Here is a 13401-nt window from a genome sequence, read left to right on the forward strand (position 1 = left end):
TTTAGAAAGGATTATATCCAAAGTAAATCTATTTAGCAATTTAGACAATTAACGCTAGTATAAGTTATTATAATATAAAATGAAAAGAATCATTTAGCTTATAAGCCAAATTGTAAAGGAATCTTACCAGTAACATGCGTACTTTTACTTTAATATTTTTTCTATTTATATCCACCTTAGATGCTCTTGAAAACTCATCATTAAGTTTTGATGGCCAATACAGAGGGCGTTTTGATATATATAATGGTGTAAATAAAGCAGCCTATGGAGATGACTCAATAGATGCAAAAGGAAATAGCAGAGGTAAATCTAATGATACGATATACCTTCAACAAATTATTGCCGGCTTTACATACAAACCTAACACTGATTGGAAAATAAAAGCTTATATGTATGATTCACGTTCTTGGGGTTCCTCTTTAGATGCTGATGATTTTATTAAAAATGGTGGAACTCCTGATGAGTACGGGATGTCCTTTTATGATGATCATTTTGAACTTTTTGAAACCTATATCCAAAAACACAATTTTTTAAGCAAAAATCTAACTTTTACTGTTGGCCGTCAACAGTTGGGGTATGGAGATAGCAGAATCTTTGGCCCTGGAAAATGGGGAAACACAATTGGTTGGCTTTGGGATGGCACTCATATATCATATAAAAAAGATAATAATTTTATAGACCTGTGGTACGGGCAGACTCGTATAAAAGATAGTGATGATTTTAGTATACTAGAACAACATCGATATCAAGGAGTGGGATTATACTCTCACTATGAATTCTCTTCAATGAAGATAGAGCCTTTTGGAGCATGGAAAAACAATCTCCATACAGAAGTCTCAGATGAGTTTAATTACTACTATGGCGGGGCAAGGGTTTATGATTTAACAAAAGGTTTCATTTACGACATAACAGGAGTCAAGCAGATAGGAAGTTACAGTACTAAAGATGTAGATGCATACGCTTATGTTTTAAAGGGTGGTTATAAGTCTATAAATAAATATGAACCTACTTTCACCTTGGCTTATATTTATGCTTCTGGTGATAATGATTTAGACGACAATAAAGTAAAAACATTCACTACACCTTTTGGTTCTACTGATGGGTCACATTATGGACGTATGGATGTAATGGCATGGGCAAATATGAGTGACTTAGAAGCAAAAATTTCTATTAAACCAATGAAAAATATGAATTTACAGTTTGAATACCATCATTTTAATCTTGCAGATGCTGCTGATAAATGGTATATCTTTGGATATAAAAATAAAGTTGGAAATAGTTTCACTCATATTGGAGATGAGTATGATGTAACTATCAAATATAAAGCTACAAAAGATTTAAACTTGTTGGCTATTGGTGCATATATGAAATCTGGGGATTTTATTACCGCTAATGATATTGCCCAAAATGATACATCAAAAGTTTTTTTACAATTTTTATATAAATTTTCTACAAATTAATAGTCTCTAAATTTGATGAAAGATTATATATAAAGTGAAGCTATTTAGCAATTTAGACAATTAACTTTTATATAAGTAAAAACTATATACAATTTTGAAATAAATTTAGCTTATTAGCTAAATAGTATATAAGGACATTAAATGGCTGATGTAAAACAGATAATAGAACTTTATTCAGAGTTAGTTGATAAACCAAATAAAGATTTTGGCTGGGATAAGGGAATTGAAAATGCCAAAGCACATAACTACTCTAAAGAGTGGTTTGAAAAACTACCGCTTAAAGTGTGGGACTATTGTGCTGCTGTTGGAAATCCGTTTGAGCAAGCGGATATACAAGAAGGTTCTACTGTTGTAGACCTAGGTTGTGGAGCAGGTGTAGATCTATTGGTGAGCGCTCTACTTGTTGGTGAAAATGGTAAGGCAATAGGTGTTGATATCACTCCTAAAATGGTTAAAAAAGCAAAAGAACATGCAGCTTTAGCAGGTTTTATAAATGTTGATGTTTTAGAGAGCAGTTTTGATGATATTGATTTAGAAGATGAGTCTGTTGATGTCGTTATCTCTAATGGTGCTATAAATCTTACATCTTGTAAAGAGAGTGTCTTTGCTGAAATTTACAGAATATTAAAACCGAATGGGAAAATTTATTTTGCAGATATGATAGATATATCTGAGAATGATGACTCTTGTAGTGATGAAAGCTCTTGTTGTATATCTGAGTCACAAGACTGGGCTAACTGTGTGGCTGGAACACTACAAAAAGATAAGCTAATAGAGATAATCTCTAAAGCTGGATTTAGAAATGTAGAGTGTACAGGATTAACACACTACAAAACATCAGATACTACATGCGGCGCAACTTTTAAAGCTGCAAAGATTGCATCGGATGAGTTAAGAGAAGCTCACTGGGATAATATCTTTAAAACAAAGGATTATACACAGGTTTTATGGCATCAGAACTCTCCTGATAAGTCCTTAGATCTAATAAAAAAATCCAACATAGGAAAGAAAAGTTCGATTATTGACGTAGGATGCGGAGCTTCATATTTAGTTGATAAGTTAGTAGAAGATGGATATAAAGATATTACACTTCTTGATACATCCGCTACTTCTCTTGAGATAGTAAAAGGAAGACTCTGGAGTCATGCTGATATTGTAGAGTATATTTGTTCAGATATTATGAACTATGAGAGTTCAAAAAAGTTTGATATCTGGCATGATAGAGCTGTTTTTCACTTCTTAGTTCTCAAAAAAGAAAGAGCTAAATATTTTGAAGTTCTGCAAAATTCATTACAATCAGGCGCTATCGCAATAATAAATACATTTGCTACTGATGGTCCAATTCAATGCGCAGGCTTAGATATAGTTCAGTACGACAAAGAAAAAATGTTACAAGAACTACCTTCTGGACTAGAGCTTATGGAGTACGATAAATATATACATCATACACCAAAGAATACAGATCAAAAATACAGCTGTTTTGTCATTAAAAAAGCATAAGTCCAATGTAATCTCTATGTAACCAAACTATTTTATAATTTCTTCAACAAAAAAAAGGAATTAAAATAATGAAAAAAATAGTTTTATCAGCATTAGCTGCATTAACAATCGGTACAGTAGCTGCATCTGCTGGCGATGTAAAATTCTATACAGACGGCAATGGTCAAGTATTCACTACTGCTGGTGAAGGTCGTACTGAGATAAAAAGTAAAAAAACTCCAGTATTTTCTCATGCTGATAAATTAAAATTCAGTGGTTTAACTTATATTGGCTATACATATAATGACTACAAAGATGGATTGACATCTGATAACGTAACAGCTTATCAAAGTGACACATCTCAATTTGAATTAAGAAGAGCTTATTTTCAACTAAAAGCATACCTTTTAGATGATCCTAAATCTTATTACCGTGTTACATTTGACATGTACCAAAATACAGAGAAAGATATGGTTGTTCGTGCTAAATATGCATATCTTTATTTAAATGAAGTTTTACCTTTTACTGGTGTAGAAATTGGTTTAGTTCACCGTCCATGGCATGACTATGAAGAACATAATGCTTGGTACTACCGTAATATTTCAAAAGTTTTAATTGAAGCTAAAAATGCTGGTGATTTAAGTAATTCAGCTGACTATGGTGTTAACTTTAAAACTAAAACAAAATATTTTGATAGTGAAATTGGTTTATTTAATGGTGAAGGGTATCACGCTACACAAGCAACTGGTACTGGTATGAGTCTTGAGTGGAGAGCAACTGCTCACTTACTTGGTGTAAACGGTAAAGATAAACAAACTATTAAAACTTATCTTGATGCTTCTTTCTTTGGTCAATACAACCAAGAACATAAAGCTAATGCAGCTGCACCAAGTGGCTTTGATGATTTAATCTTTACTGGACTTCATACAGTATATAATCAGCCAGAGTTCTTAATATCTGCTCAATATGTATTATCTAATGATACTGCTGAAAACTCTACTTATGTTTCTAAGCAAGCTGGTTCAGGTTACAGTGTAAATGGTGAATACCGTCTTGGAGATAAGAAAGAGTATAGAGCAATCGCTCGTTATGATAGTTGGACAGATAAAAAAGCAACAAGTTCAGCTGAGAAAGCAGATAAGGCATATATCGTTGGTGGTGTTTGGGAACAAAGCCATAATGTTCAATGGGTTGCTAATGCTATTGTTACTGATAATGAAGCAGGTAGTGATAGAGAAAAATATAACGGCGTAGCTTACATGCTTACTGCTGAAGTTAAATTCTAAAAATTCTATTCTCCTTATTTTCGTAAAGCCCACTTGAACTGGGCTTTACATTCTTCTCATATTTAAAATCAATCATTTTTAAAGTACATATTATGTTTTATGTGTTAGTATCTGTTATTGTGCAAAGTTTTTATTTGCTTATTAAGGGGTATATATGTCTTTTTTATTAGATATTGATCTTATTTCCACTAATATAGTAATCTATAAAAAAGTAGATGATGATTTCATCTTTGTAGCTTTTAATAAGATGGCTCAAAAGACAGAAGATGTAGATGCCAATGAACTTTTAGGTAAAAGACTTACTGAAGTGTTTCCTGGGGTTAGGGAGTTTGGTCTCTTTGATATACTTTTAAAAGTTCAAGAGAGTGGAAGAAGTGAAATATTTGAGACATCATTTTATAAAGACAGTAGAATTAGCGGTTGGCGTAGAAATGAGATAAAGAAACTCCATGATGGAAATTTAATAGTATTATATGAAGACAGTACAGTTCAAGTTGAAATCAAAAAACAATTAAATATACAAAAAAGTCTTCTAAGTACTATTTTTGACATAATCCCAGACCTTATTTGGCTAAAAGATATTGATGGTATTTATCTATACTGTAATCCAAGATTTGAGCAGTTCTTCGGTGCAAAAGAAGCAGAAATACTCGGCTCAACAGACTTTGATTTTGTAGATGCAGATCTTGCAAACTTTTTTCGTAAGAATGATTTAAAAGCTTTAGAAGAAAATGCTCCAAGAAGAAATGAAGAGTATCTTGTTTTTGCAGACGGTTCATATAGAGGTATGTTTGAGACTACAAAAGTACCTATGTACGATGATGAAAACAACCTCATAGGAATTTTAGGAATAGCGCATGATATCAATGAAAGAAAAGAGCATGAAGAGCAACTTAAAATATATGCAAGTCATGATGCATTGACAGGTTTAGCAAATAGAACACTATTTTTAGAACGCTTATCTCAACTCCTAAAACAAAGAGAATCAGATATTAATGTTCATGCTGTTTTATTTATAGACTTAGACCACTTTAAAGTCATAAACGATGAAAAAGGACATGCTACAGGTGATAAAGTCCTGGTAGAAGTTGCCCATAGATTAAGAGGTCTTATTCGTAAAGGAGATACTTTATCGAGATTTGGTGGAGATGAGTTTACAATACTCTTAGAAAATATTCATAGTGCTGATGAAGCTGCAAAAGTAGCACAAAAAATATTAGATAAGTTAAGAGAACCAATAATAATTAATGAAGACAATTATCAGGTTACAACCAGTATTGGTATCTCACTTTCTCCATATAACTCCAAGGACAGTGAAGTATTACTTCACTATGCGGACGTTGCTATGTATAAAGCTAAGTCAAATGGGAAGGATGGGTATAACTTCTTTACTAAAGATTAAATCCCATCTACACGAAGTAGTTTACTCTTTCCAACCATCAGGTCAATAGTCATACCGATTCTTTTAAACACACTCTCTTGTCTATATTCTATGTTATGTTTTCTACAAACTTCTTTTACGAGAGGTTGCATTTTTTGCTGATAACTCTGTGGTGTATTTGGAAAAAGATGATGCTCAATCTGATAGTTTAAGAACCCTTGTGAGAAGTCAATCAGATCAGAACCAGTGCTGTAATTTACACTACCCATGATCTGTCTTAGGTAGAACTCACCTTGTGACTTGTGAGGCTCGCTAAACTGGTAAATATCTCCCGCAGAATGGTTTGGTACAATCACTAAAAATGAGTGAAGATTTGCGTATACTTCAGCCATAAGCATGATAATTAAAGCACTAAAAACTGCGCTAGTTCCTAGTGGTAAAAACAGAAGTGGAAGTAGAGCAAACTTTACAAGAGCGTATGGAAGATAGAAATTTTTCCATAACTCTTTTCCATTCTCTGTAAATGGAGAAATTTGATACTCTGTAATCTCTGGAAGTCTCTTTTTTCTACGCTCTTTATTTTCTAAAATTCTAAGTGTGTTTGGCGCATAATAAACCGGTTTCCAAACTGCTGCAAACATGTAAACAATTACTCTTCTAAGCCACATTGGAACCTTTGACTGGATGAGCCATTGAAGATTTCTTTCAACATTATCCGGATCATCATCTTCACCTAAATGGTAGTGATGCATAATGTTATGCTCATACTCCCAAGCTTCAGGTTTTATCCAATCTAACCAGTCAATATATCTTCGTTTGCCTCTTGCAAAACCAGATTTTGTGTATTGTTTGGGAATATTAGGGACTTTATCATAAGCGCCATGTAAAATAGGATGAGCCACATTTGCCCATCTAGCTACATTTCCAACACCGACTAAAATAGCTGCAACAATACCTAAAGTCCAAAAACCAAATGTACTTAAACCTATGGATATTTCTAGTGCCGTTGCCATATAAATTAAAAAGAAACCGCTTAGTGTTGCTCCTCTTCCCCATCTCTCAAGTTTTAACAGATGCTGATAATCTTCTTCACCTACCGGGCCAAGATTAGCTTTTATCTCTTCTAAATCACGTTGAAGCTCTTCTTTATCAACATCTTCATATTTTGCATAAACATGCGTGGAAGAGATCTTTTCTTCTTTTAAATGTTTTATTATTGGTTCTGATGAAGTAGATAACTCTTGAATTGCTATTTCTGCTTCATGTTTTAAAATCTTCTCTTGGGCAGAAAGTTCTTCTGCTTCTTCGGTAGAGATTATTGATTCTCTTGCGTTTAATATATCTTCAAATACTTTATTTTCTCTAGCTGACAAAATTTCCCTTTTATTTCATATAATTATAATTCGTATTATAAGTAAAAATGCTTTAAAAGTACTTGTTAAATGACCTTAATATATAATAAACAGCATTTTGGATAGAATATCAAGAATTTATAAAGTAATAATTATTGGAGAATCAATGGACGCAGCCAAATATATTTGGATGAATGGAGAATTCGTAGCTTGGAATGATGCCAAGGTGCATGTACTTTCACACACAATTCATTATGGAAATGGTGTAATCGAAGGAACTAAGGCTTATAAAACAGAAAAAGGTTATGCTATTTTCCGCTTAAATGAGCATACTAAAAGATTAAAAGAGTCTGCAAAAATGACTCTTATAGATATTCCATATTCAGTAGAAGAGATGAATAAAGCTCAAATAGAGCTAATTAGAAAGAATGAGTTTACAGGTCTTAATGTTTACCTTCGTCCTTTCGCATTTTTAGGATATGGTGTAATGGGTGTTTACCATAAAGGTGCTCCAGTTGAGACAGTAATGTCTGCTTGGGAATGGGGTGCTTATCTTGGTGAAGAGGGCCTGCAAAAAGGAATTAAACTTAAAATTGCATCAATGACAAGACCTGCTAACACGTCTAACATGGGGAAAGCGAAAGCTACTGCAAATTACCTAAACTCTCAAATGGCTAAGTATGAAGCAATAGACTGTGGATATGACGAAGCACTTTTACTTGATGACCAAGGTTATGTTGCAGAAGCTTCCGGTGCAAGTTTCTTCATGGTTGTTGATGGAAAACTGGTAACTCCTCCAAGTGATAATGCACTTGTGTCTATCACGCAAAAAACAGTTATTGAAATCGCTCAGGATATGGGCATTGAGGTTGAACGTCGTCGTATTAGTAGAGAGGAAGTTTATATTGCAGATGAAGCATTTTTAACTGGAACGGCTGCAGAGATTACTCCAGTTCGTATAGTTGATGCAAGAGAAATTGGGTGTGGTTCTCGTGGTGTGATTACAGAAAAAATTCAAAGTACTTACTTTGACATAGTGTTTGGCAGAAATGCTAAGTATGAGCATTATTTAACGTATATAGATTAGTTCACGTTTTAAATAGATATTGTGTAATTCATTTATAAAGAACTATTATAATGACGAAAATATAAATTAAGGATATTTAATGGCTTCAGATATGAATGACTATTTCAACAAGAAAAAAAGTGAAAGTGGTGGTTTTGGAAAAAAACCTACTGGTGGTTCTGGCGGTGGTGGTCCACAAATGCCAAAGATTGATATGAATTTCGGTGGCGGTAAAGCAGGGATAGTTTATTTTCTTGTAGCTGTTGTTGTAATGTTAGTTTTAGCAAAACCGTTCACAATCATTCAAGAGGGTGAGCGTGGTATTTTGAGTACAAATGGTAAGTACCAAGACCAAGCACTTCTTCCAGGACTTCACTTTATTATTCCAGTGATTCAGAAAGTTTATGTTGTAGATACTAAAGTTCGTATTATTAACTATGCTTCTCGTATTGAAGCTAGTGGTGGTAATGCAGCGGGTATCAATGTTAAACCTGCTATTACAGTTCTTGATAAGCGTGGTCTTCCTGTTTCTATTGAGCTGACTGTTCAGTACAGACTTAACTCACAGTTCGCAGCACAGACTATCTCTAACTGGGGATTCTCTTGGGAAGATAAGATTATAAATCCTGTTGTTCGCGATGTTGTTCGTAATGTTGTTGGTAAGTATGATGCAGAATCACTTCCACAACAAAGAAATGTTATAGCTGACGAAATTGACAAAGGTGTAAGAGCTAGTGTAACAAGTCTTAAAAACTCTCCTGCAGATCTTCAGTCAGTTCAGCTTCGTGAGATTGGTTTACCAAACAAGGTAAAAGAACAGATCGAGCGTGTTCAAGTTGCAAAACAAGAAGTTCAAAAAGCTGAACAAGATGTACAGCGTGCGAAACAGGAAGCTCTTAAGCGTGCTGCTGAAGCAGAAGGTATGGCACAAAAAGCTAGAATTGAAGCACAAGGTATAGCAGATGCTATTACAATTGATGCAGATGCAAAATCAAAAGCTAATTATTTGATTTCAAAATCATTGACTACTCAGCTGCTTCAGTTGGAGCAAATGAAAGTTCAAGGTCAATTTAATGATGCACTTCGTGAAAACAAAGATGCTAAAATTTTCTTAACACCTGGCGGTTCAACTCCAAATATTTGGGTTGATATGAAAAATGGTCATCAGACTAAAACATCTACAGGCCAGTAAGTAGAAATATGCAAGATGCAATAAATCGAATTGATTGGCAAAAGTGTGAACTTTTGCCTGTTATTGTTCAAGATAACTCAAATAGCGAAGTTCTAATGATGGCTTATATGGATAAGCAAGCTTTAGAACTTTCATTAACTACAAAAGTGGCACATTACTTTTCACGTACAAAGCAACGCATCTGGAAAAAAGGTGAGAGCAGTGGGCATATTCAAAAAATTCACTCTTTTAGCATTGACTGCGATAATGACACTCTTCTCATAAAAGTCACTCAAGAGGGTGTTGCTTGTCATACAGGTCGTCGCACATGTTTTTTTACTGAGTTAGAATCTGGCGCTACAAACTCAGAAGTAGAAGTAAATACTGATGCTATATATGGCGTGATAGACACTCTTTATCATACTATTCAAGAGAGAAAAAATGCAGATCCGGAGAGTTCATGGACAGCTAAGCTAATCTCTAAAGGTGACAATACAATTTTGAAAAAAGTTGTAGAAGAGGCAGGTGAATTTAGTTTTGCATACAAAGATAATGATGAGTCGGAGATGATATATGAAGCTGCTGATTTGACTTACCATATGCTTGTAGCACTTGCTGTTAAAAATATCTCTCCTGATCGCATCAAACAAGAGCTAGCTCGTAGATTTGATATGAGTGGAATAGCTGAGAAAAATTCAAGAGATAAGTAGATAGATGAAAGCAAAAATAACTGCCTTTATAGATGAATTGATTACATACGATTACATTCTTTTTGGTAGTGTTTTTGGACTCTTTATCCTATTTATCATCTTAGGTATAGTTCTTAGAAAAAAAATTGCTCTAGCCATACTCCTAATTCTTTTAGCCTTTACTATACTTTTAGCAGGTCCAACCATTGGTTATGTTAAGATGCATGATTATATATTCAAAAATACTACTGAATTAACAAGTCAAAAGAAATTATCTTTTACACAAGCTGTTGTTGTAAAAGGAAAAATAACCAATGAATCTAAGCGTTTTTTTAATAGTTGTAATATCACAGCAAGTGCTAATAAAGTAAGTAATAATGAGTTGAAAAACTATTTGTACTCATTTAAATCATTTGCCAATATGTCGATCATGGAACAAAATATAGCAGTTGGTGAAACAAGAGAGTTTAAGATAATTATTGAACCTTTTACATACTCAAAAGACTTTAACGTCTCAATTGGAGCAAAATGCAAATGACAACACTCTTTAATTACTGGCACTATATAATACTTGCAATAATTCTTTTTATATTTATTGGTGGTGTTGTTTCTGCTTTTAAACAAACAAATAAAAAACTTGTTTTTCCTATGTTGATATCAGTCTCATTAATTACTGCACTTATGGCTGGTTTCTCAATAGTTGTTGTTGATAAGTACACAAAAATCCCGAAAATATATAAGTTAGAAAATAAAAGACTTCTTTCAATTGAAAAAATTGTATATACGGGTATAGTAAAAAATGAAGGCAATCATGAGATTGGTACAGTTACTATAGAGATTAAACTGGTAAATAAAGGTCACGCAACAGGAAATGTAAAAGGCGGTAACTTTTATAAGCCAAGCGGTTTTTTAGATTTTTTTAGTGGTGGAGCAGACATTTTATATAAGCCACAAACTATTGTAAAAGAGTTTGTTGTTGCGACAAATTTAAAGCCTGGTGAAGCTAAGGCTTTTAGAGTATATTTTGGATGGCCGCCATATTTTAGAAGTGTTGCAGAGTTTGTAAAAATAATGGGGCACTAATAGAGGTGATTTCTATTAGTATTTGAGTCCTAATGGTTTTAGTGCACTATTAATATTTTTGATCTGTATATTTTTATCTCTACACCAATCTGGAGATAGTAAAGAAGAGTTGTTTATACCTGCAGTAACTCTTTGAACTGTTACATTTTCAGGTTTCATCATAATAGATTTTATTAAAACATCAAGATACTCAGCTTCATTTATAGGGGTAAACAATCCTTTTATAAAATCATTTGCAAGAGCTGTTTTTTTAACTACATACAGTGGATGATATTTAACAGAGTCTATTCCCCATTCATAGGCTTGTTTAGAAGTCTCTAGCATCATCTCCTCGGTCTCATCAGGCAGACCAAAGATTAAATGTCCACAGACGTTAAGACCCTTCTCTTTAGACTTTACAATCCACTCTTTAACATTATCACTAGAGTGACCACGATTTATCTTCTGCAGTGTCTCATCATAAACTGATTGTATGCCAAACTCTATCCATATCTCTTTATCTTTGTTTAATAGTGCGAGATACTCTAGAGTCTCATCTGTTATGCTGTCAGAACGAGTACCTATACTTAATCCAACAACATTAGGAAATGATAGAGCTTTTTCATAAAGAGCTTTTAGAGTATCAAATGGAGCGTAAGTATTTGTAAAAGATTGGAAGTAGACTAAAAACTTTTTGGCTCCATATTCTTCACTCTGTCTTTTGCTAATAGCATTAAATTGCATCTCAAGTTGGTCTAGTTGTTTTTGAAGATTTGGATTTGATTTTGATTCGAGGTTAAGATGAAAACCTTTTAGTTCTTGAGTCTCACCTGTACTGGCACTAAAAGAGTCATTTTCACAAAATGTACAGCCGCCTTTAGCAACTGTACCATCTATATTTGGGCAGGTAAAGCCAGATATATTGATCCCAACTTTGTAAACCTTGCAACCAAATTTATTTTTAAGATAGTTGCCGTAAGTATAAATTTGTTGCATTAAACGATATACTTACCTGTAAAACAAGCAGTACAATAGTTGTCTTCTTTTGTATTTACACTTCTAAGAAGTGAAGCCTCATCTAAGTAAGCTAAAGAATCAGCTTCTATATATTTGCATATCTCATCAGTTGTCATGTTTGCAGCGATTAGATTATTCTTATCAGGTGTATCTACCCCGTAAAAACATGGATCTGTAGTTGGAGGAGAAGATACACGCATATGAACTTCACTCGCTCCGGCTTCTTTTAGCATTCTTATAATTCTTCTTGAAGTTGTTCCACGAACAATAGAATCATCTATAACAATAACTCTTTTGCCTTTAATGATATCAGTCATTGGAGAGAGTTTCATTTTAACTTTTAAGTCACGCATCTCTTGTGTAGGTTCAATAAATGTACGACCAATGTAGTGGTTTCTCATAATACCCATTTCGTATGGTATACCACTCTCTTGAGAGTAGCCTATAGCTGATGGAACACCACCATCTGGAACAGGGATAACAACATCTGCTTCAACAGGTTTAATATGAGCAAGTTCTTTACCCATATTTTTTCTTGTTTGGTACACAGACTGACCAAATACAACAGAGTCAGGTCTCGCAAAATATACATATTCAAATATACAGTGTTTAGGTGTTGGTTCAAAAACTTTTATACTTTTAGGCTCTTTACCTTCTGAAAATATAAGTAATTCACCAGGTTCAACATCCCTGATAAACTCAGCACCGACAAGGTCGAATGCACAAGTCTCAGATGCTACGATGTAACCACCATTTGGAAGACGACCTAAACTAAGAGGACGAAAACCAAAACGATCACGCATAGCAAACATTTTTGTTCTGCTTAAAAATACAAGTGAAAAAGCACCTTCAATTCTTTGCACAGCATCTATTATTCTGTCAAGAAGTTTTTTTTGTTCACTTTTTGCTATAAGATGGATAAGATTTTCTGTATCCATATAAGTTTGAAAAATTGCACCTTTTTCAATCAGCTTGTTACGAACTTCTTCTGCATTTGTAAGATTTCCATTATGAACTATAGCCATTTCACCTAAATCATATCTTGCAAATACCGGTTGAGCATCAAGAATTGAATCATCGCCTGCAGTTGAGTAGCGAGTGTGACCGATAGCGCTTGAGCCACTTAAAGTTTTTAGTTTAGCTTCATCAAAAACACGCATAACTAGACCACGTTTTTTGATAGTATGTAGTTTCTCTCCATCGGAAGAACTGATTCCAGCTGCTTCTTGTCCACGATGTTGAAGTGCATGAAGTGAAAAGTAAGCTAATTTAGAAGCTTCTTGATGACCATAAATTCCTACAACAGCACATTTTTCATTAACATCTTCTAGCAAATTATTTTCCTTGTTCTGCAAATATGAAGCTTTTTAGATAAATAAAAAAACTTCAATTAATCCATTTTGCGAATTATACTGAATTTGTCCTAAATCTTTTATAA

Annotated in this window: 12 protein-coding genes; 9 read left to right on the forward strand and 3 right to left on the reverse strand. The window is 33.7% G+C overall.

Annotated elements, in window-relative coordinates:
• The first annotated feature begins 134 nt into the window (after nt 1-134).
• The 4 genes from SMGD1_RS08115 to SMGD1_RS08130 all read left to right on the forward strand — a co-directional run bounded on the left by SMGD1_RS08115 (nt 135) and on the right by SMGD1_RS08130 (nt 5627).
• Complete coding sequence (locus tag SMGD1_RS08115) at nt 135-1460, forward strand: alginate export family protein (protein ID WP_008336690.1); 1326 nt, start codon at nt 135-137, stop codon at nt 1458-1460.
• A gap of 141 nt (nt 1461-1601) precedes the next feature.
• Complete coding sequence (locus SMGD1_RS08120; protein WP_008335432.1) at nt 1602-2960, forward strand: class I SAM-dependent methyltransferase; 1359 nt, start codon at nt 1602-1604, stop codon at nt 2958-2960.
• 68 nt (nt 2961-3028) lie between these two features.
• The gene (locus tag SMGD1_RS08125) at nt 3029-4225 is read left to right on the forward strand and encodes a hypothetical protein (protein WP_008336198.1); all 1197 of its coding nucleotides are present in this window, start codon (nt 3029-3031) and stop codon (nt 4223-4225) included.
• Nucleotides 4226-4379: 154 nt separating this feature from the next.
• Nucleotides 4380-5627, forward strand: coding sequence for a GGDEF domain-containing protein (locus tag SMGD1_RS08130; RefSeq protein WP_008336594.1), 1248 nt, complete (start codon nt 4380-4382; stop codon nt 5625-5627).
• On the opposite strand, the gene SMGD1_RS08135 is transcribed toward SMGD1_RS08130, so the two are convergent.
• Entirely contained in the window at nt 5624-6979 is a 1356-nt protein-coding gene (locus SMGD1_RS08135; RefSeq protein WP_008335618.1) for a fatty acid desaturase family protein, read from the reverse strand. The two genes, SMGD1_RS08130 and SMGD1_RS08135, sit on opposite strands and share 4 nt — an antisense overlap.
• 145 nt (nt 6980-7124) lie before the next feature.
• Here SMGD1_RS08135 and SMGD1_RS08140 point away from each other — a divergent pair, with 145 nt between their 5' ends.
• The 5 genes from SMGD1_RS08140 (at nt 7125) to SMGD1_RS08160 (ending at nt 10967) form a co-directional block, all read left to right on the forward strand.
• Complete coding sequence (locus SMGD1_RS08140; RefSeq protein WP_008335634.1) at nt 7125-8045, forward strand: branched-chain amino acid transaminase; 921 nt, start codon at nt 7125-7127, stop codon at nt 8043-8045.
• Between the two features lie 79 nt (nt 8046-8124).
• Nucleotides 8125-9216 (forward strand): prohibitin family protein, encoded by a 1092-nt coding sequence (locus tag SMGD1_RS08145; protein ID WP_008335336.1) that lies wholly within the window; start codon nt 8125-8127, stop codon nt 9214-9216.
• Nucleotides 9217-9224: 8 nt separating this feature from the next.
• Nucleotides 9225-9905, forward strand: coding sequence for a bifunctional phosphoribosyl-AMP cyclohydrolase/phosphoribosyl-ATP diphosphatase HisIE (hisIE, locus tag SMGD1_RS08150; protein WP_008336284.1), 681 nt, complete (start codon nt 9225-9227; stop codon nt 9903-9905).
• Nucleotides 9906-9909: 4 nt separating this feature from the next.
• The gene (locus tag SMGD1_RS08155) at nt 9910-10422 is read left to right on the forward strand and encodes a DUF2393 domain-containing protein (RefSeq protein WP_008336521.1); all 513 of its coding nucleotides are present in this window, start codon (nt 9910-9912) and stop codon (nt 10420-10422) included.
• Nucleotides 10413-10967, forward strand: coding sequence for a DUF2393 family protein (locus SMGD1_RS08160; RefSeq protein WP_241761460.1), 555 nt, complete (start codon nt 10413-10415; stop codon nt 10965-10967). The genes SMGD1_RS08155 and SMGD1_RS08160 overlap by 10 nt, the downstream gene beginning before the upstream one ends.
• A 15-nt stretch (nt 10968-10982) precedes the next feature.
• Here the strand turns inward: SMGD1_RS08160 and mnmL are convergent, their stop codons facing one another.
• Nucleotides 10983-11942: a tRNA modification radical SAM protein MnmL/YtqA gene (gene mnmL, locus SMGD1_RS08165; protein WP_008335359.1), complete on the reverse strand. Its 960-nt coding sequence runs from the start codon at nt 11940-11942 to the stop codon at nt 10983-10985.
• On the reverse strand, nt 11942-13297 hold the full coding sequence (gene purF / locus SMGD1_RS08170) for an amidophosphoribosyltransferase (RefSeq protein ID WP_008335143.1): 1356 nt from the start codon (nt 13295-13297) through the stop codon (nt 11942-11944). The genes mnmL and purF overlap by 1 nt, the downstream gene beginning before the upstream one ends.
• Nucleotides 13298-13401: the final 104 nt, after the last annotated feature.

The organism is Sulfurimonas gotlandica GD1 (genome assembly GCF_000242915.1).
GTDB lineage: Bacteria > Campylobacterota > Campylobacteria > Campylobacterales > Sulfurimonadaceae > Sulfurimonas > Sulfurimonas gotlandica.

Bases quoted from the DNA above. Each gene is read 5' to 3' on its own strand.
- SMGD1_RS08125 (WP_008336198.1), top strand. From the start codon at position 3,029: ATGAAAAAAATAGTTTTATCAGCATTAGCTGCATTAACAATCGGTACA.
- SMGD1_RS08160 (WP_241761460.1), top strand. From the start codon at position 10,413: ATGCAAATGACAACACTCTTTAATTACTGGCACTATATAATACTTGCA.
- SMGD1_RS08115 (WP_008336690.1), top strand. From the start codon at position 135: ATGCGTACTTTTACTTTAATATTTTTTCTATTTATATCCACCTTAGAT.
- SMGD1_RS08130 (WP_008336594.1), top strand. From the start codon at position 4,380: ATGTCTTTTTTATTAGATATTGATCTTATTTCCACTAATATAGTAATC.
- SMGD1_RS08155 (WP_008336521.1), top strand. From the start codon at position 9,910: ATGAAAGCAAAAATAACTGCCTTTATAGATGAATTGATTACATACGAT.
- SMGD1_RS08120 (WP_008335432.1), top strand. From the start codon at position 1,602: ATGGCTGATGTAAAACAGATAATAGAACTTTATTCAGAGTTAGTTGAT.
- hisIE (WP_008336284.1), top strand. From the start codon at position 9,225: ATGCAAGATGCAATAAATCGAATTGATTGGCAAAAGTGTGAACTTTTG.
- SMGD1_RS08145 (WP_008335336.1), top strand. From the start codon at position 8,125: ATGGCTTCAGATATGAATGACTATTTCAACAAGAAAAAAAGTGAAAGT.
- SMGD1_RS08140 (WP_008335634.1), top strand. From the start codon at position 7,125: ATGGACGCAGCCAAATATATTTGGATGAATGGAGAATTCGTAGCTTGG.
- mnmL (WP_008335359.1), bottom strand. From the start codon at position 11,942: ATGCAACAAATTTATACTTACGGCAACTATCTTAAAAATAAATTTGGT.